The organism is Paenarthrobacter sp. Y-19, from assembly GCF_029223985.1.
Lineage (GTDB): Bacteria > Actinomycetota > Actinomycetes > Actinomycetales > Micrococcaceae > Arthrobacter > Arthrobacter nicotinovorans.
The window spans coordinates 1807287-1832503 of record NZ_CP119414.1; the positions used below are offsets into that span (position 1 = coordinate 1807287).

Below are 25217 nucleotides of genomic sequence, written 5' to 3' on the forward strand. Positions count from 1 at the left end.
ATTACGACATGATTGTGTTGTGTATTCCATGAGCAGTCCAGTATCCATGCCCCAAAAGCGGCATGCTGCAGCGGGAGAGGCCCTTGTTGCCTCACCCTCGCTGCCGGACGCGGATGACCGCACCCGTGACCGCGTCCTCAGCGCCGTGCTCGAGAATGGTCCTGTCAGCGCAGCCGAGCTGGGAGATCTCCTCGGATTTACCCCCGCCGCCGTTCGCAGGCACCTTGACCATCTTGAACGCAGTGGCGTCATTGAGGTCAAGCGTGTTGCCAAGGCCGGTTCAGGCGCCGGTCGGCCCGCGCGTCGCTATGTCCTGAGTTCACAGGGGCAGTCCAAGCTGGGCGATGACTACCTGAACATCGCAAGCTCGGCCCTGCGTCGCCTCCAGGAACTTGCGGGCGAGGACGCTGTCCGGGAGTATGCGGAAGAGCGTTTCGCGGACATGGAAAGGCGCTATGCACCGGAAGTCCAGGCCGCAGGGGACGACATCACCGCCAGGGCCATGGCACTATCCAAGGCATTGAGCCGCGACGGCTTTGTTGCCTCCGCCCATTCCATCGAAGCCAAGGCGCCGTTGCCCGCAGCGTTGTCCAGCGTTCAGCTGTGCCAAGGGCATTGCCCCATTCAACGTCTCGCCGCGGAGTTCCCGGTGTTCTGCGATGCCGAGACCAAGGTCTTCTCCCGTTTGGTGGGAGTCGACGTCCGGCGCCTCTCGACGCTCGCGCAGGGCGGACATGTTTGCACCACCCACATACCTACCGGGCGATTGGCTGCCACGGTGCCCCCAGGCGCTGAAGTGCAACCCAAGAGCCCGTATCAGGAATCTAACAACCAGCAAGAAAGGCCGTGATGACGGACCAAATAGCAGAGAAAGCGGTAGCCGACGGCACTGTGATCTCGGAGATTCTGGAGAAGAATCCCGAACTGCACGGTATCGGAAACTACGAGTACGGCTGGGCCGACAAGAACGACGTAGGCGCCAATGCCCGTCGTGGCCTCAACGAGGAGGTCGTCCGCGACATCTCCTCGAAGAAGAACGAGCCCGAATGGATGCTCGATCTGCGCCTCAAAGGCCTGAAGTACTTCGACCGCAAACCCATGCCTACCTGGGGTGCAGACCTCTCGGGCATCGATTTCGATAACATCAAGTACTTCGTGCGCTCCACCGAAAAGCAGGCGGCAACCTGGGAAGACCTTCCCGAAGACATCCGGAACACCTACGAGAAACTGGGTATTCCGGAAGCTGAGCGCAGCCGCCTCGTCTCGGGCGTGGCCGCCCAGTACGAGTCCGAGGTTGTCTACCACCAGATCCGTGAGGACCTGGAAGCCCAGGGCGTCATCTTCCTGGACACCGACACCGCGCTGCGTGAGCACCCTGAGATCTTCCAGGAGTACTTCGGCACCATCATCCCCGTGGGCGACAACAAGTTCGCATCGCTGAACACGGCTGTTTGGTCCGGCGGATCATTCGTGTATGTGCCCAAGGGTGTGCACGTCGACATCCCGCTCCAGGCCTACTTCCGTATCAACACGGAGAACATGGGCCAGTTCGAGCGCACCTTGATCATCGCCGATGAGGACTCCTACGTTCACTACATCGAAGGTTGCACGGCTCCGATCTACACCTCAGACTCGCTGCACTCCGCGGTCGTGGAGATCATCGTGAAGAAGGGCGCACGCGTCCGCTACACGACCATCCAGAACTGGTCCAACAACGTGTACAACCTGGTCACCAAGCGTGCCATCTGCGAAGAGGGCGCCACCATGGAGTGGGTCGATGGCAACATCGGCTCCAAGGTGACCATGAAGTACCCGGCCGTCTACCTCGTTGGCGAGCACGCCAAGGGTGAGACGCTGTCCATCGCTTTCGCAGGCGAGGGCCAGCACCAGGACACCGGCTCAAAGATGGTCCACATCGCGCCGAACACCAAGAGTTCCATCATTTCCAAATCTGTCGCCCGTGGTGGTGGCCGCGCTGCCTACCGCGGCTTGGTCCAGGTCCGCGAGGGTGCCAAGCACTCTGCCAACACGGTCCGCTGTGACGCACTGCTGGTGGACACCATTTCGCGGTCGGACACGTACCCGTACATCGACATCCGTGAGGATGACGTCGTACTCGGCCACGAGGCCACCGTTTCCCGTGTCAGCGAAGAACAGCTCTTCTACCTGATGTCCCGCGGAATGCCGGAGGACGAGGCCATGGCCATGATCGTGCGCGGCTTTATCGAGCCGATCGCCCGCGAGCTGCCCATGGAATATGCCCTTGAGCTGAACCGCTTGATTGAACTTCAGATGGAAGGATCCGTCGGTTAATAATGACTGATATCACTACTGAAAAGGCCCGCATCGGCGCGCCTTCAGCACAGCCCTTTATCGACGGCTTCACGGAGGAAGGCGAGAACCTCTCGCCCATCAACGCTGACGGTTCGACGGCGGCAAAGCCGTCGGCGGGTCCGCTCGCGGGCGCTTCGTCCAAGAGCCACTCCCACGGTGGCGGGGTAGGCGTCCCGGACAGCTCCCGCGCCGGCCGTCTCACCTCGTACAACCTTGACGATTTCAAGGCACTGACCGGACTCGAAGAGGACTGGCGGTTTACTCCGCTTCGTCGTCTCCGTGGGCTGCATTCCGAAGCCCTTATCGGCGCGGCGCCGGCTGTCACGGTTTCCGCACCCGCCGGCGTCACTGTCGAAACTGTCGGCCGTGATGACCGCCGCATCGGCTTGGCCGGCATTCCGGAAGACCGTGTTTCTGCCAACGCCTGGTCCGGCTTCAAGGAAGCCACTGTGATCACGGTTCCCTCGGAGACCACGCTCGAGTCGGAAATCACGGTTACCTTGACCGGCGCCGGTACCGATGCCGCTGCCCAGCACATCGTTGTGGTGGCGGAGAAGTTCTCCAAGGGTGTCCTGGTCCTCGGCCACGAAGGTTCTGCCGTTGTGTCGGAGAACGTGGAAATCGTTCTTGGGGATGGCGCAGAGCTGACCGTCGTGTCCCTGCAGGAATGGAACGATGACTCCGTTCATGCTTCGTCCCAGCAGGCGAAGATCGGCCGCGATGCCAAGTTCAAGCACATCGTGGTCAGCCTCGGTGGAGACCTCGTCCGTGTCACCCCGACTGCACGCTTTGCTGCTCCGGGTGGCGAGGTTGAACTCTTCGGCCTGTACTTCGCAGACGCCGGCCAGCACCTTGAGCACCGCACGTTCGTTGACCACGGTCAGGCGAACTGCGTGTCCAACGTGCTGTACAAGGGTGCTTTGCAAGGCAAGGGTGCACACACCGTATGGGTGGGCGATGTCCTGATCCAGAAGAATGCCGAAGGAACCGACAGCTACGAGAAGAACCAGAACCTGGTTCTGACCGATGGCTGCCGCGCCGACTCCGTGCCGAACCTGGAGATCGAGACGGGTCTCATTGCCGGTGCAGGCCACGCCAGCGCTACCGGACGTTTCGACGACGAGCACCTCTTCTACCTCATGGCCCGCGGTATTCCGGAAGAAGTTGCCCGCAGGCTCGTAGTCCGCGGCTTCCTCAACGAGATCATCCAGAAGATCAACGTACCGGCCATCGAAGATCGCCTGACGGACGCTGTTGAGCGCGAGCTCGCGGCGACCGAGAACTAACGACGAACCCAACAAAGACAGGCAGTCCGGACAAGCATGAGTGAACAAACCAAGGGCGAACTGGTATGCAACGCCAATGACATCCAGGTCAAGCAGGCCCTGCGGGTTCTCATTGACGACTATCCCGTAGCGATCGTCAGGGATTCCATGGGCGAAATCCACGCCATTGGCGATACCTGCTCGCATGCGGATATCTCGTTGTCCGAAGGCGAAGTTGAAGGTTGCGCAATCGAATGCTGGGGACACGGTTCCCAGTTCGATCTCCGCAGCGGACAACCCCTCCAGCTGCCCGCCTACGATCCCGTGCCCGTGTTCGCCGTCACCCTCGACGGCGATGACGTTTACGTGGACGTGACCAACGTTGTGAACGGCGCTTCGGTAGAGAACTACTGAGCGCCCAGTACCGCCAGACTTACGAACGAAAAGAAAGAAGAGCATGTCTACTCTTGAGATCAACGACCTGCACGTCAGCATTGAGACGGAGCAGGGCACCAAGGAGATCCTGAAGGGCGTCAGCCTGACCATCAGGACCGGCGAAACCCACGCCATCATGGGCCCCAACGGCTCGGGAAAGTCCACCCTCGCCTCCACGATCGCCGGCCACCCGCGCTACACGGTCACCAGCGGCACCATCACGCTGGACGGCGAGAACGTGCTGGACATGAGCGTTGACGAGCGCGCCCGCGCCGGCCTCTTCCTGGCCATGCAGTACCCGGTGGAGGTCCCCGGTGTGACCATGACCAACTTCCTGCGCACCGCAAAGACCGCGATCGACGGCGAAGCACCGGCACTTCGTACCTGGACCAAGGACGTCAAGGCTGCCATGCAGCAGCTGCGCATCGACGCCGACTTTGCCCAGCGCAACGTCAACGAAGGCTTCTCCGGTGGTGAGAAGAAGCGCGTGGAGATCCTGCAGCTGGAACTCTTCAAGCCGAAGTTCGCCATCCTGGACGAGACCGACTCCGGCCTCGACGTCGATGCTTTGAAGGTTGTCTCCGAAGGTGTGAACCGTGCGCACGACGCCGGTAACATGGGCACACTGCTCATCACCCACTACACCCGCATCCTGCGCTACATCAAGCCGGAATTCGTCCACGTGTTCGTGGATGGCAAGGTTGTTGAGGAAGGTGGCCCCGAGCTCGCCGACCGCCTTGAAGAAGAGGGCTACGACCGCTACGCGCCAGGCGCCGGCGTTGCCGTTGCTCCTGCTGTGCAGGCCTAGTTAGGATCGTTCCATGACCGAAATCAACGCGGCGCGCACCAGCCTCGAGGACGTCGAGGAAGCGCTCAAGGACGTCATTGACCCCGAACTCGGAGTCAACGTGGTGGACCTTGGCCTCCTCTATGGCCTGAAGTACTCCGACGAGGACGGCGCCCTCCTGATCGACATGACGCTGACCACGGCGGCCTGCCCGCTGACGGATGTGCTTGAAGAACAGGTTGGCAAGTCCCTCGACGGAGTTGTTGACGATTGGCGCCTGAACTGGGTCTGGATGCCGCCATGGGGTCCGGAGCGGATCACCGACGACGGCAAGGACCAGATGCGGGCCCTCGGCTTCAACATCTGATCCGGGATTTCCGCCCGCTAATGCGGGCATAAAGAAGGGTTCCGGGCTATATGCCCGGAACCCTTCTGCTCTTTAAGCGTGAAAGCTATGGGGTTGCCACTCCAAAGGTGTCGCACTTGTTGATGTCACCGGTGCTGTATCCCTGGTAGAACCACTTCTGCCGTTGTTGGCTGGATCCGTGCGTCCACGATTCGGGAGAGACTCGTCCAGTGGCCGCTTCCTGGATCCGGTCATCTCCGACGGCGGAAGCAGCCGACAGCGCGTCCTGCAGGTCCTGCTCGGTGAGGGGATCAAGGAACGGCTTGCCGCTGGCATCAGTCTGCGTGGTGGCGTGGCGAACCCACAGCCCTGCATAGCAATCGGCCTGCAGTTCCACCCGAACGCCTCCCGACTGGGGTCCTTGCGGATCCTGCTGTGCCCGGTCGAGGTTGCCCAGGATGTTCTGGACATGGTGACCGAATTCATGGGCCACCACATATTCCTGGGCGAGCGGGCCGCCCGAAGAGCCAAACCGTGTCACCAGTTCATCGAAGAACCCGGGGTCGAAATAGGCCTTCACGTCGGCGGGGCAGTAGAACGGCCCGACGGCCGTGGTGGCCGGACCGCATCCGGTGTTGGTGGCCTGGTCAAAGATGACCGTTCCTGGCCGCGAGTATTTCACATTGTATTGGGCCAGGTAGTCGGGCCAGAAAGCGTTGAGGCTGTTAACTGTTCCGGTGATGCGGCAGTCGAGGCGCTTGTCCGCGTCAGCCCCGGTCTGGCACTCCTGCACGCCCCCTGCTCCGGTTCCGCTTTCGACGGCGGGAGGCGGACTCCCTCCACCGCTCAGGTCTCCGAGGATGTTGGGGTTGATACCGAAGAGGGCGAGCAGCAGCACCACGATGCCACCACCGATGCCACCACCGATTTTGGTCCCTCTGCCCATACCACCGCCACGTCGGTCCTCGACTTGGGACGGGTCAAGCTGCGCGCCATCGTTGAAACTCATACTGTCAGAATAGACGTCACTTTTGATGCCAGGGTGCGGACACTGCCGTAAAATTGGCTGGATGCCTTTCCTGGACAAACTTCACATCTGGGCTGATGAGCACCCGCACGACACCGCCGTCGTCGTGGGCAGCAGCCGGATCACTTGGGCCGGACTTCGCGACGGCGCAGCAGGACTGCTGGCCGCCTCCGGCTCCACGACGGTGCTGGCCGAACCAAACTCCGTTGACTTCGTTGGGCGGTACGCTGCCGCCGTCGCGGGGGAGCGACGCTGCGCAGTCCTTGACCCCCTCTGGCCTGCTCCAATGATTGAAGACGTAGCCTCGCGCCTTGTTGAATCCCGCAACTGCGGCGCAGCCAAAACTGCCGGTACAGCCGGAACCGCAATGGGGAGCGGTCTGCATGACGGAGATCCTTCAAGCACGTTCCTGGTTGGCCTGACCTCGGGTACTACCTCTGTTCCCAAAGCCTTCACCCGTTCCCGCCGCTCGTGGCAGGTCTCGTTCGAGGCTTCCATCGAATTCTTCGGACTCTCGCAGGATGACCACACGCTGGCGCCGGGCCCGCTTTCCGCGAGCCTGAACCTGTATGCCCTCTCCGAGTGCCTTTACGCGGGGGCCGCGTTCCACACCCTCGAATCATTCGATGTCGGAGACGCCCATGCGTCCATCAGCCATGACGGCATCACCCGCTTGGTCCTTGCCCCCACCATGCTGCGGTTGCTGAGCGAACGGGGCCTGGCGGGCGACGTGGACGCCTCCGGTATCCGCAGTATCATCTGCGCCGGTTCGAAGCTGGACGCACGGACCCTGGAAGCTGCCAGGCGCTGGGCACCGCATGCTGCCATTTATGAGTACTATGGCGCTTCGGAGTTGAGTTTCGTCTCGGGTACCCGGCTGGCCGCCGGTGAACCGCTGGATGTGGGGGGCACGGGCATCGGAACCCCTTTCCCGGGTGTGGAGCTCAGCATTCTCGACGACGCCGGCAACGTTTTGCCCGAAGGCACCCACGGCAACATCAGCGTGCGCAGCGGAATGGTCAGCAATGGCTACTTGTGGGGCGACGACGGGCACGCCCTGCGCTGCCTCAACGGCTGGTACACGGTAGGGGACCAGGGCTACCTCCGAGGGGGAGTCCTCCACATTCTCGGCAGGCGTTCGGACATGATCGTCACTTCAGGGAAGAACGTGTACCCGCACGAGGTGGAACTGGCCATGGCCTCTGTGCCGGGCATCGAGGTGGCGGTCGCCGCCGGCGCACCTGACGACATCCGCGGTCAAAAGGTGATCGCCGGCGTCGTTCCTGCCTATGGCGCCGTGACGGCGACGCAGCTCCGCACCGGGCTCGACGGCCTGCTGGCGCGGGATAAGTGGCCGCTGCAGTTCTACCTGCTCTCCGAACTGCCAATAACGGATCGTGGCAAAGTCAGCCGTAAGGTGCTGCTGGATTGGATCAAGAACCATGATTCCAGGGCACAGCCCCTTGGTTAGCACGGCGACGCAAACGGACCCCGCCCGGCAACCTGTCATCATTGCGGCCCTTCGATCGCCGGTTTGCCGCGCCAACGGGCAACTCAAGCATCTCCGCGCGCCGGATCTCCTGGCACCGGTCCTGGCTTCGCTGCTGGACTCCACGGCGGTGGAACCCTCGGACGTGGACGACGTCATCATCGGCAACGCAGTGGGCGGGGGTGGAAACCTCGCCCGGTACGCCGCGCTCCAGGCCGGCCTGCCTGTCACCGTCCCGGGGCTAACGGTTGACCGTCAGTGCGGCTCCGGTCTGGACGCCATAGCGCTGGCATCCCGGCTGGTTGCCGCCGGTGGTGATCCGCTGTTCCTGGCCGGCGGCGTCGAAAGCATCAGTACGGCCCCGGCCAGGGCCAACAAGGATCACGACGGCGGACTCGAGTTCTACTCCCGGGCCACCTTCGTGCCGCCACAGTTCGGAGACCCGGACATGGGAGTCGCTGCGGAAAATGTTGCCAGGACTTTCGGCGTGACCAGGGAGAGGCAGGACGAGTATGCCCTCCGCAGCCACCGCCGCGCAGTGGAGGCTGCCGCTGCGGGCCGATATTTCGACGAAATCGTCCCGCTGAGCGGCACTGATGGGCCCGTGATGTCCGATGACGGTCCCAGGCCTTCGCTGCGACCCGCTTTGATGGCCCGTTTCCCGGCCGCCTTCGTGACCGGTGGAACAGTCACGGCAGCGAACTCGTGCTTCGACGCGGACGCCGCGTCCGCCGTCGTGGTGACCTCCATGGCGCGGGCACGCGCGATGGGTGCGGTGGACGGACTCGAGGTGCTTGGCAACGACACGGCAGGCGTTGATCCGGATCTGCTGGGTATTGGTGCCGCCCATGCTGCCGAACGATTGCTCGCCAGTCGTGGTGTGGCAGCAAACACGCTGGACCTCATCGAGTTCAACGAGGCGTTCGCATCGCAAACCATCGCATGCCTGGAACACTTGGGCCTGGATCCTGCCCGGGCGAACCGTGAAGGCGGTGCCCTGGCGTTGGGTCACGGGTACGGTGCATCGGGGGCGGTTCTGGTGACGCGGCTCTTGGCGCAGGCCAGGAGACGGTACCGCGAGACAGGATCCGGGACCCTCGGGCTGGCGATGATCAGCATCGCCGGCGGCATGGGCACCGCCAGCCTTATGCGTTACTCGCGGCTCTGACTCAAGGGAGCTTCGTCGGCTTCGCCCAGCCCCCTGGCAGCGAGGGCGTCGCCGGTCTGTCGTGCATAGGCCACGGTCGAGATGAACACGGGCAGGACCAAGGCCCTGGGGTTCCGTTCAAGGCCCCGGGCGCGCGCGGAATCGCGGACATCGGCGAAGGCGCCGGCGATAAACGGGATGCTGCGCAGCATCACGGCAATGGTCAGTGCGAAACGTTCGGGATCGGCGCCGAACCGGCGGAACGGTTTGGAGAGGGACACCACGCCATCCAGCAAATCCTGCACGGGGGTGGTGGCGGTCAGCACTGAAGCGGCCACGACGCATACCAGTACATTCAGCACGATGCGCGCCGCTGTTGGTCCGCCCAACTGCCACCACTGGAAAAGACCGATGGCCAGAAGGATGGGCGTGACCATCCAGAGGGACCCCAGGAGTCGTTTGATCCCGGCGCCGCTGAGCAGGAAAAGCCCGCACATGACGATGAAGACGGCCAGGGATACTGCCCAGTCGACAATCAGGAACGACGCCGTTCCGCAGGCCGCCACCACAAGGAATTTCAGCCACAGGGGAGTGCGGTGTATCAGGGAACTGCCAGGGACGTGCTGTGCGAGCAGGTGGCCGTGGCCCCTCACCTCGGTAACCCTTCCACGGGCAGTTCGACTGCTGTACCTTCGCACAGCGCGCGGTAATGGGCCACGGCTTCGGCCGCGCCGCCGTCGAACACTATGCGACCGTCCTCCACCACCAGGACCCGGTCCATGTCGAGAACCAGGTCGAGGTCATGCGTGGACATGATGACCTGTTGGTCCAGCCCCGCAATGGTCCGGCGCAGCAGTTCGCGGTTGCGCAGATCCAGCAGGGTGGACGGTTCATCAAGGACCAGAACCCCGGGGTTGACGGCCAGCACCGCGGCCAGTGCGAGCAGTTGGCGTTCTCCGCCGGAGAGTTCATAGATGCTCTGGTCGGCTACGCGGAGGAGCCCGAAGCGGTCGAGAACGGTTTCGGCCCTTGCAGTGCGTTCCTTGGAGTTCCTGACGGAACGCCGCAGGGACAGCTCAACATCTTCCCGCCCTGTCGGCATCACCAGTTGGGACAACGGATCTGTGAAAACGAAACCTACGTTCGCCCGCACGCGGCGGACATCTGAATCCGTGCTGCGGCCATGCACCACGACTGTTCCATCAGTGGGAGCCACCAGACCGTTGAAGAGCCGGAGAAAGGTGGACTTGCCGGAGCCATTGGCACCGATCACACCGATACGACGCTCCGTGAGCTCCAGAGAAAACCGGTGCAGCAGTGTCTTGGGTGCGTCGCCGGTGTCCACAGCCACGCGCACCGAGACCCCGTTGAAACTGATGCTGTTCAACTTCCCTGCTTAACCCGACGTACCAAGACATCCGGGAATGCCTTGTGAATTGCCAGGGCGATGATCACGGCCAGGACGTTCTTGAGGGTGTCCCCGGGAAGGAACGGCACGTCAGCGAGCAGTGCCTTGCTGAAGTCGAGTTTGGCGTTGACCATCATGCCGAGGATGCCCAGGCCATGGACAACAACGAGACTGCTGGCCATGGTGGCAGCGAACAGCCAAAGTCCCCGGTATTTGACGGTCCTGCGGATCACTACGGCGGCAAGGTAGCCTGTGGCCGCCGCCGCCAGCGGGAAAGCGATGATGTACCCGGCCGAAGGGCTCGCGAGGATACCCAGGCCGCTGCGGCCTCCGCTGAAGATGGGCAAACCCGCCAGGCCCAATAAGACATAGAGTCCGACGGCGGCGAAGCCGCGACCGGCGCCAAGTACCAGTCCGCTGAGCATCACGGTCAGGGTCACCAAAGTGATGGGCACACCAAGGGCGCCCACCGGAATGCCGGGTACGATCGACGACGCGGCCACGAGGGCTGCAAAGACGGCGATGAGACCGATATCGGTTGCGTTCCAGCGTTTGCGTGAGGTGGTGGGCCGCTGCACAGTGACAGCATCGGTCTTGCTCATGACGGGTCCTAACGGATGAGATGGGTGCGATGAAAGTACTTGTTTCCCCTGGCTTCGACAATACGGATGCGGGGCGACGTGGATTTTGGAGCCTCCCTACAAGGGTGCTCGGGGAATCTTTGGTCGTTGGCACAGTTTCCGCTGTTGGAAGAGGATGTCAGTCCGTGCCCTGGGTGCCGGTAGACTTGAACAGGCTGTTCTCACGGCCGCACCCCGCCGCACTCATCGGGCCCACCGGCCCCCGCAGGCGTTCCCCATTGAAAGGCATCACCCGAATTGATTACCGTCCAGGAACTCGAACTCCGCGCCGGCGCACGCCTGCTCATGGACCAGGTCAACTTCAGGGTGGACAAAGGGGACAAGATCGGGCTGGTCGGCCGCAACGGTGCCGGCAAGACGACCCTGACGCGCGTCCTGGCAGGGGAGGGTCTTCCCGCAGGCGGCAAAGTGACGCGCAGTGGCGAGATCGGCTACCTGCCCCAGGATCCCCGGACGCCTGACATGGAACAGCTCGCCCGCGACCGTATCCTCTCGGCCCGCGGCCTGGATGTGGTGGTCGGAAAGCTGAAGAAGGCACAGCAGGAGATGGCCAGCGAAGATGCGTCCATCCAACGGAAGGCCATGAACCGGTACGACCGCTTGGAGTCGGAGTTCCTGGCCGGTGGCGGGTACGCCGCGGAGGCAGAGGCTGCCGCCATTTCCTCGAACCTGGCCCTTCCGGAGCGCATCCTAAACCAGCCGCTCAAGACACTGTCCGGTGGCCAGCGCCGCCGTGTGGAACTGGCCCGCATCCTGTATTCCTCGGCCGAAACGCTGCTGCTTGACGAACCGACCAACCACCTCGACGCCGACTCCATCACCTGGCTGCGGGACTTCCTGAAAGACCACCAAGGCGGCTTGATCGTGATCAGCCACGATGTGGAGCTGCTCGAGGCCACGGTCAACAAGGTCTACCATCTGGACGCCAACCGCGCCCAGATCGATTACTACAACATGGGCTGGAAGCGTTACCTCCAGCAGCGTGAGACCGATGAGCGCGCCCGTAAGCGCGAGCGTGCCAACGCAGAGAAGAAGGCCCAGGTCCTGATCGACCAGGCGAACAAGATGCGCGCCAAGGCCACCAAAGCCGTTGCCGCTCAGAACATGGCCAAACGTGCGGAACGCCTTCTCGGCGGGCTTGAAGCGGTTCGTGAAAACGATCGCGTGGCCGCCCTGCGCTTCCCGGATCCTTCACCGTGCGGCAAGACCCCGCTCACCGCGGAGGGCCTGAGCAAGTCCTACGGTTCCCTGGAAATCTTCACGGATGTGGATCTGGCCATCGACCGCGGCTCCAAAGTGGTCATCCTCGGCCTCAACGGTGCCGGCAAGACCACCCTCCTGCGTATGCTGGCCGGCGTCGACAAGCCTGATACCGGCGACATCATCCCGGGACATGGACTCAAGGTGGGTTATTACGCCCAGGAGCACGAGACGCTGGACCACGAACGTACGGTGCTGGAAAACATGAGGTCCTCGGCTCCGGACATGAAGGACGCTGAGGTCCGCGGGATCCTGGGTTCGTTCCTGTTCTCCGGAGACGACGTCGACAAGCCCGCGGGAGTGCTTTCCGGTGGCGAGAAGACACGCCTGGCGCTTGCCACCATTGTGGCTTCGAGCGCCAATGTGCTGCTCCTTGACGAGCCCACGAACAACCTTGACCCTGCCAGCCGTGCCGAAATCCTGGGTGCGCTGAAGAACTACAGCGGCGCCGTCGTCATGGTCAGCCACGATGAAGGCGCAGTGTCGGCCTTGAACCCGGAGCGGGTAGTGCTGCTCCCGGACGGTGTCGAGGACCACTGGAACGAGGACTACCTGGACCTCATCACCCTGGCCTAGGGGCCAGCGGTGCCCCGCATGCATCGCGCTAACGAACCAGGAGTTCCTCGGCGTTCGTGATCCTGCGGAGTTCTTCATAACTGATGGAGAACATGGAGTTGTGGTCGCCGGCGCCGGCCCAGAGGACGGGGTGCTGTTCCAGCGAGGCATCCAAGATGGTCCGGATCCTGCCGGGGTGGCCCAGCGGGGCCACTCCACCCACTTCCTGACCCGTGTGCTCCAGTACGAATGCAGGCTTGGCGCGCCGGATCCTGCCGGTCCCAAGCTGATCTGCCACGAGTGCGGTGTCAACCTTGGCAGCGCCGCTGGCAAGGATCAGCAGCGGTTCGCCATCGACATCGAATATCAGGCTGTTGGTAATAGCTGCCACCTCGCAGCCAAGGACCGCCGCTGCGGCTGCGGCCGTAGGCACCTCGTCATCGAATACTTGGACTGTGTCCTTGGCGCCGGCGGCTATCAGGGCCGACCGCACGTTGTCCACGGGATCAGTAGCCGGTTCAGTAGCCTTGTGCATCCAGGATTGCGTCTTCCTCTTCTTCGGCTGTGGGCCGCTTGTTCTTGCGCGGGGCAGGGGCACGGCGCTTCGGGCTTCCGCCGGCGGCCATGATCTGCTCGTCCTCTTCGTCTTCGGCGTCGATGGCAGCGTTGCGGGCCTGTTGGCGCGCGGCGTAGCCGAACCCAATGAACATCAGGACTCCAAAGGCGAACCATTGAAGGGAGTAGGAGAGGTGGGTTCCTTCTTCGGTGGCCGGTTTGGGGAACGGTGTCGGCATGGGCTGCACGGCAGGGTTCTCGCTGGCCAGCTGTCCGTAGGCTCCGGTGGCGATGGGGTAGGAAAGTTCAGTGGCAAAGCTTGCCAGGTCAATGGAGGCAAGCTGCCCATCCACCGCCCCGCGGTCAAGCTTCGGTTCGGCGGGCTTCAGGCGCGCAACAACGGTGACCTCGCCTGTGGGAGGCGCCGGAACGACGTCGGGACGGCCCGGTGTGTTGTTGCCGATCGGCAGCCAGCCGCGGTCGATCACCACCGCCTCGCCGGTGGTGAGGCGGAAAGGAACCACGACGTCGTAGCCTGGCTGGCCGTTCAACGGGCGGTTGCGGACAACGCGCTGCCCGTCGATGTCGTAGCTGCCGCGGAGTTGGACCTGCGTCCATTCCCGTTCGGGATCCAGCGCGTTGAACTGGTCCTTGATCTCGGAATAGGGGATGGGCGTCGCGGAATAATTGCTGACAACGCGATTGATTTCGGCGAGCGTCTCAGCCCTGCGGTCCATCTGCCAGCGCCCCAAAAACACACAGGCAGTCGCGAAAATCACGGCCAAAACGAAGTACCCCAGCCACTTGCTGGAGAAGAGGAAACGGTACATTCAGCGGGCCTCGTTCACTGCCGGATCATCGGTAAACGGCACCGTCTCTTTCCAGAGGCCCCGGGTCTGCAAGTAGTCTTCAAGCCATTCACGGTGCTCATCGCACGCAAGCCACACCTTTCGACGCTCCGGCGTGTGGATGCGAGGATTGTTCCACAGGAGCTGCCACCCGGCATCCTGGCGGCATCCCTTCCGGGAGCATGTGGCCGCTGCTGTGGCGCGACCGGAGTCCTGGCTGCCCAAGCCTGCGCTGCCAAGATTAAAGATATTCATGAAGCCGTCCGTCCGTCGCCGGGGTTGCCGGCTTCTCCTGCGTGGTCATTCGTTCCGGGGTCTGCTTCTCCGTCGGCCGGTGGATCGTCCACCAGTTCGCCCTGAAGCACCGTGGGCGCGTCGCCATCCTGGTCATCGTCAGGCAGGTCCGACCGCTCGAGTTCCGGAACTGCCACATAGTCCAGCAGTGAATCGCTGTGGTCCTCGGCTTTGTCGTTGCCGTTGGCTATGACCACGGCGATCCAGGGGAGAAAGACCGCGCCTGCAATGGCAATGATCTTGAACCAGCCGTCAACGACGAAAATCAGGACGATGCAGACCATGCGGATCCCCATGGCGACGGCGTACTTGATCATTCGTTCGCGCATGTCCTCGGAGTGCGCGGCAGCGGCATCGGTGATGCTGTGGACTTCGGGGTCGCTGGAGACCGCGTCCGGTTCCCCGGGCACTTGCTGCAGGGGGCTGTTCTCTCGTGTCACAGCTGAATCATCACGCTCCAAAGGCCTCTTCCAATTCTCTCACCAAGGCCATAGCCCGCCCAAACCGCGCAGCGTGCCGGTTACCCGCGGGTTGCTGCAGGCGGCGGATAAGATCGAGACAGGAAAATCCCTCTTCACGCGGCATTCGATGACCGCAGAACCTGGAGCAAAAGCATGTCTGAAGCAGTATCCACCGGTCGCAGCGTCCTGATCACTGGCGGTAACCGCGGCATCGGCCTGGCCATCGCGGAATCATTCCTTGCCAACGGCGACAAGGTGGCTGTTACCTACCGCAGTGAAACAGAACTCCCTGAGGGAATCCTGGGCGTAAAGGCCGATGTCACTGATGAAGCTTCGATCGATGCGGCGTTCAAGGTTGTCGAAGAGGCGCACGGGCCGGTTGAGGTTCTGGTGGCGAACGCAGGCATCACCAAGGACACGCTCCTGCTGCGGATGAGCGAAGACGACTTCACCTCGGTTCTCGACACCAACTTGACGGGAGCATTCCGGGTCATCAAGCGTGCCAGCAAGGGCATGATCAGGCTCCGCAAGGGCCGTGTGGTGCTTATCTCCTCCGTATCCGGCCTCTACGGAGCTCCCGGACAGATCAACTACTCCGCTTCCAAAGCCGGAATGGTGGGTATCGCACGGTCCCTGACGCGCGAGCTGGGAAGCCGTGGCATCACCGCCAACGTAGTGGCACCCGGGTTCATCAACACGGATATGACAGCCGAACTGCCGGAGGACACACAGAAGTCCTACCTCGCCAACGTCCCGGCCGGGCGTTTCGCTGAGGCATCCGAAGTGGCCAACGTTGTCCGCTGGGTGGCCAGTGATGAGGCCGCCTACATCTCGGGCGCCGTGATCCCCGTTGATGGCGGCTTGGGAATGGGCCACTGACCCACTACCGCAAACGGTAGTTTTTGTCCGGGGCCGACAACGGATTTCATCGTTGCCGCTGGCATGATGGAATCCGAGCACACGGAATTTGGATGAACTGAACAAAAGGAGCACGAATGGGAACGCTGGATAACAAGACCGCCATCGTCACGGGGTCTTCCCGCGGAATCGGCGCTGAAGTTGCCAAGATCCTCGCTGGCGAGGGTGCCGCCGTCGTCGTTAATTACCGCCAGAAGGCACCCCGCGCCAACAAGGTGGTGGCCGAAATCCAGGCGGCCGGCGGTCGTGCAGCTGCGGTTGGCGCAGACCTCACCACCGACGAAGGCGTGCATGCCCTGGCCAGCACAGCCATGGAGCAGTTCGGCTCCCTCGACGTGCTCGTGCTCAATGCCTCAGGAGGCATGGAAAGCGGCATGGAGGAGGGCTACGCGCTCAAACTGAACCGCGACGCCCAGATCAACATGCTCAACGCTGCCGTGCCCCTCATGCCGGAAGGTTCGCGGGTGGTCTTCGTGACCAGTCACCAGGCTCACTTCGTGGAGACCGTTCCCACCATGCCTGAGTACGAGCCCGTGGCCAAGAGCAAGCGCGCTGGTGAAGACGCCCTCCGTGCGTTGCTGCCCAGCCTCGCAGACAAGGGCATCTCTCTTGTAGTGGTTTCCGGCGACATGATCGAGGGGACCGTAACGGCAACCCTTCTTGACCGGTCCAACCCGGGAGCCATCGAGGCCCGCCGCGCAGAAGCGGGCAAGTTGTACTCCGTGGAAGAGTTCGCCGCTGAGGTCGCAAAGATGGTGACAGCCGATGTCGAATCCGGACACACCGAGTATGTCGGCGGCTCGGACTACTTCAGCAAAAACGCCGAGTAACTGCGGCTTCTTTCGTTGCGGCCCGGGACTTGTCCCGGGCCGCTTCCTTTTAAGCAGCAGATGATGACATTTTGATAAATTCTGATAATCTCGCGTCACGAATTGCCAGTGATGGTTTTGTTATTCTTTTTTGCCTTTTGTTAGGTCTTCTGATTGACTCAGCACTGCATCCGGACCCCTTATTTCGTCAGTGCTTTTCTGGATGCTTTGCGCATTACGGCCTTTCGACAGCCGTTCACGCATTAGTGCGGATTAGGAGCTTCTGTGGACCTGCTATTGCATGCGGATGGTATTCATGCCTCACATGACCAGCGCCGCATCCTCAAGGGTGTCGATTTCTCATTGCATCGAGGCGAGATACTTGGACTGATCGGAACCAACGGGGCAGGGAAGACCACCCTGATGGATGTCCTGTCGGGATCGCTCAGGCACGAGTCCGGATCCATGACGTTGGCGGGAGAAAAATACGGTCCCGATTCGCGCGAAGAAGCGCAGGCCTGTGGCGTGGGGATTGTTCCGCAGAACTTCCGCCTCGATCCCGGTATGACAGTGGCCGAGGCCGTGTACCGGGGCACCTTCCAATCCGGAAAGCCCCATACGGAACTTCGGGGTCCCGCCCTGAAACTCATCAAGGACGCCGGCTTGGACCTGGATCCTGACGCGACGGTGGGCACCCTGGTCCGGGCCGAACAAACGCTCGTTGAAGTCCTGCGGATGGTGGCTGAGGAAGCACAACTGGTCATTATGGATGAAGTGGCTGCTTCCCTTCCTGATCACGACGTCGCCGCCCTGCACCAGGTCCTCCGAATGCTGATCAGCCAAGGGCGGGCGATCATCTACATCACCCACCGCCTCGATGAAGTCCATTCAATCGCGCACCGCATTGCCGTGTTGCGTGATGGCAGGGTCCACAGGGTCGTTGAGGCCAGCCGGACCGACGCCGATGAACTGGCTTTCCTGTTGCTGCAGCACAAGCCGGCGGGCGGCCAGCGGCCTGCGGAGCCGGCCTGCGATGACGAGGTGCTGCGGGTCATGAACCTCAATGTTGAGGACTCTGTCCGGGACGTGACCTTCAGCGTCGGCAAAGGCGAAATTTTCGGACTGCTCGGAACCCATCAATCGGGTGTCTATCACTTGCTCGAATCATTGGTGGGTAGGAGGCCCCGCACCTCGGGAGAGCTCTTCCTGCATGGACAGTCCATTGACATCCAGGGTCCTGAGGACGCCCTGCGGCACAGGATCGGTTACCTCTCGGACGACGCCGGACACGTGGAAACAACAACCAGTATTGCCACCGGCCTGCGTGAGGATTCCGTCGAAGCAGGATTGCAGGACGAGATTGCCGGGCTCCGTGGAGTGATAGACCTTGTGCGCCGCATGCGCATCAGCACGACGAACATCCACGGTTCTGTTACAAACCTGTCAGGCGGGGACCGCCAGAAGGTCTCCCTCGCCAAATGGATGACGAGCGGCTGTGACGTGTTGATCCTGAGTCATCCGAGCCGCGGCATCGACATTGGGGCGAAGGACGTTGTGTACCAGATGCTCAACGAACTGAGGGAGACAGGTGTCGCGATCATTCTGCTGTCCTCGGATCTCACGGAACTAGTCAACTGGTGCCACCGGATAGGAGTAGTCCGCGATGGTGAGCTTGTCACCATCGAGGCAAACGCCAACACCAATGAGGACGTTTTGGTCTACCACATGCTGGGCAAAGCCGTCGCCTCGGCAAACAGTGGTGCCCGGAGGGTGAAGAGCCAGCGCCTGGAGACAGTGTCCGAAGACGGCCACTAACAGGGGACAGCCACTGATAAGGGACGGCCGCGGTCAAGCGGCCGTCCCCATGCTGACGACCTTGATCAGATGGTGATTCCCTTGGCTACGTTGTTGAGTTTGTGACGGGCCAGGGCGAGGTTTGCGTAGGTACGATCGAGCACCAAGTACACAAACAATCCCTTGGAGTCACGTGAATTCAGGACGTTGATGAGGTGGTACTGCCCACCCAGGGTGATGAGAATGTCTTCGATATCTCCGTCCAGGCTGAGGTCAGCCATGGTGCGCAGCTTTGCGCTCACCACATTCGAGTTTCCGGCCGCCGCTACCCCGAGATCGAATCCGGGGTTTCCTCCCTGCGCGAGTGCCATGCCACTGGAATAGTCGACGACGGCCGCGCCAGTAGCGCCTTCAATGGACAGCAGTTGCTTTATGGCTTCATCAAGCGTGCTCATGTTGCATTCTTCCTGTTTGGTAATGACTTCAGTGGAATACGGGAGATGGACATTTGCTCTCGATTCCTCCAACAGGGTAGGCACATTCGCCGATTAAAAAGCAGCTCGATTCCAAGATTTCGTGAATAATCCGCGCTCGACCCATCGCGGGTAACAATCAAATTACGTATTCGATTTCTTGCGTCACGAAATCGAGTCACGTGTTTCTTGTGACATTCGCATGCCGGGGTCCGACACCCCGAAAAGGACCGGTTTCGTCCGTCGTCCCTGGCCCACGGGAGGGCTGTGCGCGTCTTCCGTGGTGCCTCCGAACCACGACTGCCGCCAGCGGCACCAGGACAAGCACGGCGAAGGACCCGATAAGGGCTGCTATCGCCGCACCAAGAATGAGTATGGCCATGAGGCCGATCTGGACAATCGTCGCGTCAAGGCCGGCCATGCCAACGGACGCTCCCACGTGTGTTTGCTGAATAACCAATCTTTCGCTCCTGGGGATCTGGTTGCTGTGAGTCACCAATAGGTGGGACAGCAGCGTCGATCGTGTCGCGAAAAAACCGGGAAGTCCGTAGAGCCGGGTCAGACGTTGGCGATGTGCCGCACAGCGTCGAGGTAGGGCATATTGATCGCGGCGTCCGCCACTGCACGGACCGCGGGCTTGGCGTTGAATGCCACACCGATCCCGGCCGCGCCCAGCATGTCGAGGTCGTTCGCGCCGTCACCGACAGCGATCGTGTGCGCCAACTCGATTCCCTCGGCCGCAGCCCACTGCCTCAAGTACTTCTCCTTGGCAGCCCGATCGATGACGGCCCCCAGGACTTTGCCGGTCAACGCGCCGTCGACGATTTCAAGCTCATTGGCAATCCAGTAATCAAGGCCCAGATCTTCTGCGATGGGCCCAAGGATCTGGTTGAAGCCACCGGAAACAACAGCCACCACGTGGCCGGCCGCCTTGAACGCGGCCACGAGTTCTGCCGCCCCCAAGCTGAGGCGTACCTCGTCGCGGACGGAATTCACGACGTCGGCCGGCAGGCCCGCCAACACGGCCACACGGGCATGGAGGCTCTGCGCAAAATCCAATTCACCCCGCATGGCAGCTTCGGTGACGGCAGCGACCTCTTCGCGCTTGCCCGCATATGCTGCGAGCAGCTCTATGACTTCCTGCTGGATGAGCGTTGAATCCACATCCATGATGAGCAGCTTGCGCCCTGCCTGCCGAAGGCTTGCAGGTACCAGGGCGGTATCGGCGCCCTCGACGGCAGCTTCGGCCACCCGGCGTCGAAGATTGGACAGCTCGGCGGACGAATCAAGCCGCACGTTCAATTCAGACGTAAAGACGCCGAACCTGTCATCGCCGCTGTGTGATTCCGCTGACACTTCTGCGCCTGCGTCGGCCAGTACCTTGTGCACGCCCTCAAGCGAATCGGGGGATAGTTTCACGCCATAGCTGACCGCAGCCAAGTTCGAAGTCATGGCTTCAATCCTACTGAGGGCGCTCCGTCCACCCGAAACTGTTTCGACTCATATACGAGCAGAAACATCAGTTATCAGTCATGTGCAGTTTTGTCCTAGTGTCTACTGCTATGAGTGATGTTCTGGAATTGGCCTCCGTCAGCGTTGTCCGCGGCAAGAAGACCCTGCTGGACAAGGTGGACTGGCAGGTCAACGAAGGCGAACGTTGGGTCATCCTTGGCCCGAACGGCGCGGGCAAGACGACTCTTCTCCAGATTGCGGCCGCGCGCCTCCATCCCAGCAGCGGCAAGGCCGGAATCCTCGACGAAACCCTGGGTCGTGTCGATGTCTTCGAACTCCGGCCCCGGATCGGACTCTCCTCCGCAGCGCTGGCTACCCAGATCCCCGAGCATGAGAACGTCCTGAACGTAGTGGTCACGGCAGCGTACGGCGTCACCGGCCGCTGGCGGGAAGGCTATGAGCGCGACGACGAACGGCGCGCCTTTGGCCTCCTGAACGACTGGGGGATGGGCCCCCTTCTCAACCGCACCTTCGCAACGTTGTCCGAAGGTGAGCGGAAGAGGGTACAGATCGCCCGCGCCCTGATGACCGACCCCGAACTCCTCTTGCTGGATGAGCCTGCCGCCGGCCTTGATCTTGGCGGCCGCGAAGAGCTGGTTCACAAACTCGGCGAACTCGCTAGCGACCCGGCCGCGCCGGCCATGGTCCTGGTAACCCACCACCTGGAAGAAGTGCCGCCGGGATTCACCCACGCCATGCTGCTCCGGGAAGGGGGCGTGGTGGCTGCCGGTCCCATCAAGGACGTCCTCACTGACGAGCACCTCGGCAACACCTTTGGCCTGGCGCTGGACGTTTCCGAAAACGCCGGGCGCTACACAGCCACCGCACGGCGCTAGGGCGGTCCGGGACAAACGTGGAGATTCTTAGCAGCATCCTGGTCTTTTTTGCGGGTTTGTGGGCCGGCACCATCAACGCAGTAGTCGGCTCGGGCACCTTGGTGACCTTCCCCGTGCTGATCGCCCTGGGTGTGGCGCCCGTCGTCGCTTCCATGAGCAACGCGATGGGTCTCGTAGCCGGTACGGCCGCTGGCGCCTGGGGTTACCGCCGCGAACTGGCCGGCCGCGGCAGGCAACTGCTCAAGCTGATGCCGGCATCGCTGTTGGGTGGCATCACCGGCGCATGGCTGCTCCTCCACCTGCCGGAAAAGGTGTTTGGCTACGTGGCACCTGTGCTGCTGGTCGCAGCCTTGCTCATGGTGCTGTTCCAGCCCAAGCTCCAGGCATGGATCCGCAACAGGGAACAGAACCCCGAGCATGCCATCAAGGACAAGAGCCACGGCATCCTCTTGGTGGTCATGATCTACCTCGCCGGGGTTTACGGCGGTTACTTTGTGGCCGCGCAAGGAATCCTCCTGGTGGGGATCCTCGGAGTTTTCCTCTCCGGCACGATGCAAAATGCCAACGCCATGAAGAACATCCTCACCCTGACGGTGAACATGGTTGCCGCTGTTTCCTATCTCATCTTCGCCTTCGACAGAATCAACTGGTGGGTCGTCCTGCTCATTGCCGTCAGCTCCACGATCGGCGGGCTGCTTGGGTCGAAGGTTGGCCGGAAGTTGTCGCCCAAGGTGTTGCGCGGCGTCATCTTCACCCTGGGTATTGTGGCGCTTGGCTTCATGATCTCCAACCTCCTGAAGTGATCCCGGGGTGACATTCCACTACCTTGAGTCCGCTGACGATCCACGCGTCAGTGACTACACAACACTTACCGATGTGCACCTCCGGAAGCTCCGGGAGCCTCGCGAGGGCATGTATATCGCCGAGTCCTCCAGGGTCCTGCGCAGGGCGTTGGCCGCCGGCCACCAGCCGCGTTCCTTCTTCCTGGCCGAGAAGTGGCTGGAGGACCTCACCGACGTCTTCCAGGCCTATCCGGACGTGCCGGTCTTCATTGGGAGAGCGGCACTCCTGGAGGAAATCACGGGCTTCCACCTCCACCGGGGAGCCATGGCCGCCATGCACCGCCCGGCTCCCGTCCCGCTGGAGGAGCTCCTGGCATCCGCAAGGCGCGTCGCCGTGCTCGAAGACATCGTGGACCACACCAATGTGGGGGCTATTTTCCGGTCGGCGGCTGCACTGGGGGTGGACGCCGTCCTGGTCTCGCCACGGTGCGGCGACCCGTTGTACCGCCGCAGCGTGCGCGTCAGCATGGGCACGGTCTTCCAGGTCCCCTGGGCACGTTTGGAGAGCTGGCCACAGGACCTGGGCCGCCTCAAGGAACAGGGCTTCACCGTGGCAGCCATGGAACTGACAGACGACGCCCTGGACCTTGACGACCTCGCCGCCAGGGAGCTCCCGAAACTGGCGCTGGTGCTGGGAACCGAAGGTGCCGGCATGAGCGCAGAGACCCTTGCCGCCGTCGACCTCGCCGTCAAGATCCCCATGCGCGCCGGCGTCGATTCCCTCAACGTGGCAGCTGCCTCCGCCGTGGCATTCTGGGAACTCCGTCCGCGGGGCTGACGCCGGTTCGTATGGCGTGTTTGTTTCGGCTATGATTGGTTGTTGGTCCGGAAGCTGGAATGTTGCATTGCAGTCCACGGACCACCTCCATTCATACCTGGCAGCTGGCAAAATCCAGTTGCGTGAACAAAAGGTCCCATTATGAAGTCTGATATCCACCCGAAGTACGAAGCTGTTGTATTCAACGACCTGGCTTCCGGTACGCAGTTCCTGACCAAGTCCACCGTGTCTTCCTCGAAGACCATCGAGTGGGAAGACGGAAACACCTACCCGGTTATCGACGTCGAAATCTCCTCGGAGTCCCACCCGTTCTACACGGGCAAGCAGCGCATCATGGACTCCGCTGGCCGCGTCGAGCGCTTCAACGCCCGCTTCAAGGGCTTCGGCGGCAAGAAGTAACCACTTCACCCCAAGGCTTTCAAAAGCCCGCATTACCGGATTCTCCGGCAATGCGGGCTTTTGCGTTTTCCGGCAAGATGGAAACCATGACTTCCCAGCCGACACCTGAAACCGATAACGACGACGCCGGGACCCGCCTTCACGGCGAATATAAAGTTCCCGGCGGCAAACTGGTGGTGGTGGACCTGGATGTGGTGGACGGCCTGTTTGCCAACGTTTCGCTGAGCGGCGACTTCTTCCTCGAACCCGATGAAGCCCTGCAGGACATCAATGGGGCACTGACAGGACTTCCCGGGAACTCAACAGCAGCAGATATTGCCGCGGCGGTCAGCGCCGGATTGCCCGCCGGCGCAACGCTGTTCGGTTTCTCCGCAGAAGCTGTGGCCATTACAGTCCGACGCGCATTGTCCAAAGCCACCAGCTGGGACGACCACCAGTGGGACGTCATCCCGCCGTCAGTTCTCCCGACCCATGTGAACGTCGCACTGGACGAAGTACTGACCGAAGAAGTCGGCGCCGGGTTGCGTAATCCCACGCTAAGGTTCTGGGACTGGGAGGAGCCATCAGTAGTCATCGGCAGCTTCCAGTCGGTCAAGAACGAGGTTGATCCTGAGGGCGTTGCCCGCCACGGCATCACCGTGGTCCGCCGGATCAGCGGCGGCGGAGCCATGTTCATGGAGGCCGGCAACTGCATCACGTATTCCCTGTACCTGCCACAGACCCTGGTGGACGGCATCAGCTTCGCCGACTCATACGCGTTCCTGGATGCCTGGGTCATGGCAGCACTCGAGAAGCTGGGAATCACCGCTTTTTATGTGCCCCTCAATGACATCGCAACGGACCAGGGCAAGATCGGCGGAGCCGCCCAGAAGCGGCTTGCCAACGGCGGCATGCTCCATCACGTCACCATGAGCTACGACATCGACGCCGACAAAATGGTCGAAGTGCTGCGGATCGGCAAGGAGAAGCTTTCGGACAAGGGCACCCGCAGCGCCAAGAAACGCGTGGACCCCTTGCGTCGCCAGACCGGCATGGCGCGGGCCGCAATCCTGCAGGCCATGCAGGACGTTTTTACCGAGCGATACGGTGCCTCAGAGTCCGTGCTCACTGAAGCAGAGCTTGCAGAAGCCAGGAAACGCGTGGACTCCAAGTTCGGTACCAGTGAATGGCTGAACCGGGTTCCCTGATCATCATGACCGGAGTTGGATTGACCGGAGTTGGATTGACCAGAGTTGGAAACTGCCGGGTTCTGGATACTGTCGGGTTCACTGCGCACGCCCATGCACCGGCCGGGCGTTCACCGGGGGCTCGCCAACTTCGTCGATGGTATGGCCGCTGCAGGCAGTTGTGGTGACGCTGGCCCCTTCGATGCGGGAAACGATAAACCATCTCATCGCGTCGCGCAGCCGGCACCACCCCACCAGGTACCACCGGCCGTTCGTGGAGGCGAAAAGCACAGGTTCCACGTCGCGGATGGTCGTAGTCCCGTCTGCCGAGGTGTAACTCATACGGACCACGCGCTGCGCGGCCATTGCTTCCTCCAGCGCTGACCTGGTTTTGCGCGACGGGGAGCGAACCTCATTGACCCAGATGCGACCGGCCAGTTCGTCTGCTTTAGCCTTGGTTCCGGGATCGAGGACGTCCAGGATTTTGTGGATACCCGCTGCGGCCAGGTCTGCGTACGGCGCATCGGGCGCTGCGGACACAGCCGCCATGAGGGCCACGGCCTGCGCCGGGGACAGGGTGACGGGCGGCAGGGAGGACCCTGCAGCCAGTCCGTAACCACCGCCGGGGCCTGGGCGGGACCAGATGGGCGCCCCACTGTTCTCCAGGGCATCAAGGTCTCTCTTGACGGTGCGTACTGATACCGCGAACTCCCTGGCCAGCGTTTCGGCGGAGACCCCCCGGGCTCCGCTGCGGCGCAACATCTCAGAGAGGGCATGGAGCCGTTCGACTCTTCTCACTGTTCGAATCTTCCCAAATTCATGACACAAATAGTGACAT

Annotated in this window: 28 protein-coding genes; 17 read left to right on the forward strand and 11 right to left on the reverse strand. The window is 62.0% G+C overall.

Annotated features, from left to right (window positions below; translation table 11 throughout):
• Positions 1-28 precede the first annotated feature (28 nt).
• From PYR64_RS08350 to PYR64_RS08375, 6 genes are read left to right on the forward strand one after another with little or no spacing between them, the layout of a single operon-like run.
• Positions 29-850, forward strand: a complete 822-nt coding sequence (locus tag PYR64_RS08350; RefSeq protein WP_026267140.1) for a helix-turn-helix domain-containing protein — start codon at positions 29-31, stop codon at positions 848-850.
• Entirely contained in the window at positions 850-2313 is a 1464-nt protein-coding gene (sufB, locus tag PYR64_RS08355; protein WP_018777575.1) for a Fe-S cluster assembly protein SufB, read from the forward strand. The genes PYR64_RS08350 and sufB overlap by 1 nt, the downstream gene beginning before the upstream one ends.
• A gap of 2 nt (positions 2314-2315) precedes the next feature.
• Complete coding sequence (sufD, locus tag PYR64_RS08360) at positions 2316-3620, forward strand: Fe-S cluster assembly protein SufD (RefSeq protein WP_275779383.1); 1305 nt, start codon at positions 2316-2318, stop codon at positions 3618-3620.
• Between the two features lie 36 nt (positions 3621-3656).
• Positions 3657-4013: a non-heme iron oxygenase ferredoxin subunit gene (locus PYR64_RS08365; protein WP_018777577.1), complete on the forward strand. Its 357-nt coding sequence runs from the start codon at positions 3657-3659 to the stop codon at positions 4011-4013.
• A 43-nt stretch (positions 4014-4056) separates the two neighbouring features.
• On the forward strand, positions 4057-4842 hold the full coding sequence (gene sufC / locus PYR64_RS08370; protein WP_018777578.1) for a Fe-S cluster assembly ATPase SufC: 786 nt from the start codon (positions 4057-4059) through the stop codon (positions 4840-4842).
• Between the two features lie 13 nt (positions 4843-4855).
• On the forward strand, positions 4856-5188 hold the full coding sequence (locus tag PYR64_RS08375) for a metal-sulfur cluster assembly factor (protein WP_018777579.1): 333 nt from the start codon (positions 4856-4858) through the stop codon (positions 5186-5188).
• Positions 5189-5273: 85 nt separating this feature from the next.
• Here PYR64_RS08375 and PYR64_RS08380 read toward each other — a convergent pair whose 3' ends face one another.
• A complete protein-coding gene (locus PYR64_RS08380) occupies positions 5274-6176 on the reverse strand; it encodes a neutral zinc metallopeptidase (RefSeq protein ID WP_018777580.1) in 903 nt (300 codons plus the stop codon).
• Positions 6177-6237: 61 nt separating this feature from the next.
• Here PYR64_RS08380 and PYR64_RS08385 point away from each other — a divergent pair, with 61 nt between their 5' ends.
• Positions 6238-7665, forward strand: a complete 1428-nt coding sequence (locus tag PYR64_RS08385) for an AMP-binding protein (RefSeq protein WP_275779384.1) — start codon at positions 6238-6240, stop codon at positions 7663-7665.
• On the forward strand, positions 7637-8851 hold the full coding sequence (locus PYR64_RS08390) for a thiolase family protein (RefSeq protein WP_275779385.1): 1215 nt from the start codon (positions 7637-7639) through the stop codon (positions 8849-8851). Before PYR64_RS08385 ends, PYR64_RS08390 begins: the two co-directional genes overlap by 29 nt.
• Here PYR64_RS08390 and PYR64_RS08395 read toward each other — a convergent pair.
• Genes PYR64_RS08395 through PYR64_RS08405 form a run of 3 tightly spaced genes read right to left on the reverse strand, consistent with a single transcriptional unit; the run spans position 8836 to position 10840 of the window.
• Positions 8836-9483: an energy-coupling factor transporter transmembrane protein EcfT gene (locus tag PYR64_RS08395; protein ID WP_064722125.1), complete on the reverse strand. Its 648-nt coding sequence runs from the start codon at positions 9481-9483 to the stop codon at positions 8836-8838. The two genes, PYR64_RS08390 and PYR64_RS08395, sit on opposite strands and share 16 nt — an antisense overlap.
• Positions 9480-10217: an ABC transporter ATP-binding protein gene (locus PYR64_RS08400; protein ID WP_064722126.1), complete on the reverse strand. Its 738-nt coding sequence runs from the start codon at positions 10215-10217 to the stop codon at positions 9480-9482. The genes PYR64_RS08395 and PYR64_RS08400 overlap by 4 nt, the downstream gene beginning before the upstream one ends.
• The gene (locus PYR64_RS08405) at positions 10214-10840 is read right to left on the reverse strand and encodes a biotin transporter BioY (protein ID WP_018777585.1); all 627 of its coding nucleotides are present in this window, start codon (positions 10838-10840) and stop codon (positions 10214-10216) included. Before PYR64_RS08405 ends, PYR64_RS08400 begins: the two co-directional genes overlap by 4 nt.
• Before the next feature lie 276 nt (positions 10841-11116).
• Here PYR64_RS08405 and PYR64_RS08410 point away from each other — a divergent pair, with 276 nt between their 5' ends.
• Positions 11117-12715, forward strand: a complete 1599-nt coding sequence (locus PYR64_RS08410; protein WP_018777586.1) for an ABC-F family ATP-binding cassette domain-containing protein — start codon at positions 11117-11119, stop codon at positions 12713-12715.
• A gap of 28 nt (positions 12716-12743) precedes the next feature.
• Here PYR64_RS08410 and PYR64_RS08415 read toward each other — a convergent pair whose 3' ends face one another.
• From PYR64_RS08415 to PYR64_RS08430, 4 genes are read right to left on the reverse strand one after another with little or no spacing between them, the layout of a single operon-like run.
• Positions 12744-13229 carry a YbaK/EbsC family protein gene (locus tag PYR64_RS08415; protein WP_055975727.1) on the reverse strand — a complete coding sequence of 162 codons (486 nt, stop codon included), beginning with the start codon at positions 13227-13229 and terminating at the stop codon, positions 12744-12746.
• On the reverse strand, positions 13213-14079 hold the full coding sequence (locus PYR64_RS08420; protein WP_275779386.1) for an SURF1 family protein: 867 nt from the start codon (positions 14077-14079) through the stop codon (positions 13213-13215). The genes PYR64_RS08415 and PYR64_RS08420 overlap by 17 nt, the downstream gene beginning before the upstream one ends.
• Positions 14080-14352: a hypothetical protein gene (locus PYR64_RS08425; protein WP_039241248.1), complete on the reverse strand. Its 273-nt coding sequence runs from the start codon at positions 14350-14352 to the stop codon at positions 14080-14082.
• On the reverse strand, positions 14349-14852 hold the full coding sequence (locus PYR64_RS08430) for a DUF3099 domain-containing protein (RefSeq protein WP_064722130.1): 504 nt from the start codon (positions 14850-14852) through the stop codon (positions 14349-14351). The genes PYR64_RS08425 and PYR64_RS08430 overlap by 4 nt, the downstream gene beginning before the upstream one ends.
• A 153-nt stretch (positions 14853-15005) precedes the next feature.
• Here PYR64_RS08430 and PYR64_RS08435 point away from each other — a divergent pair, with 153 nt between their 5' ends.
• The 3 genes from PYR64_RS08435 to PYR64_RS08445 all read left to right on the forward strand — a co-directional run bounded on the left by PYR64_RS08435 (position 15006) and on the right by PYR64_RS08445 (position 18394).
• Positions 15006-15731 carry a beta-ketoacyl-ACP reductase gene (locus PYR64_RS08435; RefSeq protein WP_039241251.1) on the forward strand — a complete coding sequence of 242 codons (726 nt, stop codon included), beginning with the start codon at positions 15006-15008 and terminating at the stop codon, positions 15729-15731.
• A gap of 116 nt (positions 15732-15847) precedes the next feature.
• On the forward strand, positions 15848-16600 hold the full coding sequence (locus PYR64_RS08440) for an SDR family oxidoreductase (RefSeq protein WP_275779387.1): 753 nt from the start codon (positions 15848-15850) through the stop codon (positions 16598-16600).
• Between the two features lie 264 nt (positions 16601-16864).
• The gene (locus tag PYR64_RS08445) at positions 16865-18394 is read left to right on the forward strand and encodes a sugar ABC transporter ATP-binding protein (RefSeq protein ID WP_275779388.1); all 1530 of its coding nucleotides are present in this window, start codon (positions 16865-16867) and stop codon (positions 18392-18394) included.
• A gap of 65 nt (positions 18395-18459) precedes the next feature.
• On the opposite strand, the gene PYR64_RS08450 is transcribed toward PYR64_RS08445, so the two are convergent.
• A complete protein-coding gene (locus tag PYR64_RS08450) occupies positions 18460-18828 on the reverse strand; it encodes a hypothetical protein (RefSeq protein WP_018777594.1) in 369 nt (122 codons plus the stop codon).
• Positions 18829-19404: 576 nt separating this feature from the next.
• Positions 19405-20298, reverse strand: coding sequence for a phosphoserine phosphatase SerB (gene serB / locus PYR64_RS08455; protein WP_275779390.1), 894 nt, complete (start codon positions 20296-20298; stop codon positions 19405-19407).
• Positions 20299-20408: 110 nt separating this feature from the next.
• Between serB and PYR64_RS08460 the strand changes: the two genes are divergently transcribed.
• The 5 genes from PYR64_RS08460 to PYR64_RS08480 all read left to right on the forward strand — a co-directional run bounded on the left by PYR64_RS08460 (position 20409) and on the right by PYR64_RS08480 (position 24400).
• A complete protein-coding gene (locus PYR64_RS08460) occupies positions 20409-21194 on the forward strand; it encodes an ABC transporter ATP-binding protein (protein WP_039241258.1) in 786 nt (261 codons plus the stop codon).
• Positions 21195-21211: 17 nt separating this feature from the next.
• Positions 21212-21997, forward strand: a complete 786-nt coding sequence (locus PYR64_RS08465; RefSeq protein WP_275779392.1) for a sulfite exporter TauE/SafE family protein — start codon at positions 21212-21214, stop codon at positions 21995-21997.
• Between the two features lie 7 nt (positions 21998-22004).
• Positions 22005-22814 carry an RNA methyltransferase gene (locus PYR64_RS08470; RefSeq protein WP_275779394.1) on the forward strand — a complete coding sequence of 270 codons (810 nt, stop codon included), beginning with the start codon at positions 22005-22007 and terminating at the stop codon, positions 22812-22814.
• A gap of 141 nt (positions 22815-22955) precedes the next feature.
• Positions 22956-23213: a type B 50S ribosomal protein L31 gene (locus PYR64_RS08475; RefSeq protein ID WP_017200906.1), complete on the forward strand. Its 258-nt coding sequence runs from the start codon at positions 22956-22958 to the stop codon at positions 23211-23213.
• A gap of 86 nt (positions 23214-23299) precedes the next feature.
• Positions 23300-24400, forward strand: coding sequence for a biotin/lipoate A/B protein ligase family protein (locus PYR64_RS08480; protein ID WP_275779399.1), 1101 nt, complete (start codon positions 23300-23302; stop codon positions 24398-24400).
• A gap of 78 nt (positions 24401-24478) precedes the next feature.
• On the opposite strand, the gene PYR64_RS08485 is transcribed toward PYR64_RS08480, so the two are convergent.
• Complete coding sequence (locus PYR64_RS08485; RefSeq protein ID WP_275779402.1) at positions 24479-25177, reverse strand: YafY family protein; 699 nt, start codon at positions 25175-25177, stop codon at positions 24479-24481.
• Positions 25178-25217 lie beyond the last annotated feature (40 nt).

Coding starts and splice junctions, on each gene's coding strand:
- sufB (WP_018777575.1), top strand. CDS start 850: ATGACGGACCAAATAGCAGAGAAAGCGGTAGCCGACGGCACTGTGATC.
- PYR64_RS08480 (WP_275779399.1), top strand. CDS start 23,300: ATGACTTCCCAGCCGACACCTGAAACCGATAACGACGACGCCGGGACC.
- PYR64_RS08420 (WP_275779386.1), bottom strand. CDS start 14,079: ATGTACCGTTTCCTCTTCTCCAGCAAGTGGCTGGGGTACTTCGTTTTG.
- PYR64_RS08440 (WP_275779387.1), top strand. CDS start 15,848: ATGGGAACGCTGGATAACAAGACCGCCATCGTCACGGGGTCTTCCCGC.
- PYR64_RS08425 (WP_039241248.1), bottom strand. CDS start 14,352: ATGAATATCTTTAATCTTGGCAGCGCAGGCTTGGGCAGCCAGGACTCC.
- PYR64_RS08385 (WP_275779384.1), top strand. CDS start 6,238: ATGCCTTTCCTGGACAAACTTCACATCTGGGCTGATGAGCACCCGCAC.
- sufD (WP_275779383.1), top strand. CDS start 2,316: ATGACTGATATCACTACTGAAAAGGCCCGCATCGGCGCGCCTTCAGCA.
- PYR64_RS08375 (WP_018777579.1), top strand. CDS start 4,856: ATGACCGAAATCAACGCGGCGCGCACCAGCCTCGAGGACGTCGAGGAA.
- PYR64_RS08380 (WP_018777580.1), bottom strand. CDS start 6,176: ATGAGTTTCAACGATGGCGCGCAGCTTGACCCGTCCCAAGTCGAGGAC.
- PYR64_RS08390 (WP_275779385.1), top strand. CDS start 7,637: ATGATTCCAGGGCACAGCCCCTTGGTTAGCACGGCGACGCAAACGGAC.
- serB (WP_275779390.1), bottom strand. CDS start 20,298: ATGACTTCGAACTTGGCTGCGGTCAGCTATGGCGTGAAACTATCCCCC.
- PYR64_RS08365 (WP_018777577.1), top strand. CDS start 3,657: ATGAGTGAACAAACCAAGGGCGAACTGGTATGCAACGCCAATGACATC.
- sufC (WP_018777578.1), top strand. CDS start 4,057: ATGTCTACTCTTGAGATCAACGACCTGCACGTCAGCATTGAGACGGAG.
- PYR64_RS08435 (WP_039241251.1), top strand. CDS start 15,006: ATGTCTGAAGCAGTATCCACCGGTCGCAGCGTCCTGATCACTGGCGGT.
- PYR64_RS08450 (WP_018777594.1), bottom strand. CDS start 18,828: ATGAGCACGCTTGATGAAGCCATAAAGCAACTGCTGTCCATTGAAGGC.
- PYR64_RS08405 (WP_018777585.1), bottom strand. CDS start 10,840: ATGAGCAAGACCGATGCTGTCACTGTGCAGCGGCCCACCACCTCACGC.
- PYR64_RS08350 (WP_026267140.1), top strand. CDS start 29: ATGAGCAGTCCAGTATCCATGCCCCAAAAGCGGCATGCTGCAGCGGGA.
- PYR64_RS08460 (WP_039241258.1), top strand. CDS start 20,409: ATGAGTGATGTTCTGGAATTGGCCTCCGTCAGCGTTGTCCGCGGCAAG.
- PYR64_RS08475 (WP_017200906.1), top strand. CDS start 22,956: ATGAAGTCTGATATCCACCCGAAGTACGAAGCTGTTGTATTCAACGAC.
- PYR64_RS08415 (WP_055975727.1), bottom strand. CDS start 13,229: ATGCACAAGGCTACTGAACCGGCTACTGATCCCGTGGACAACGTGCGG.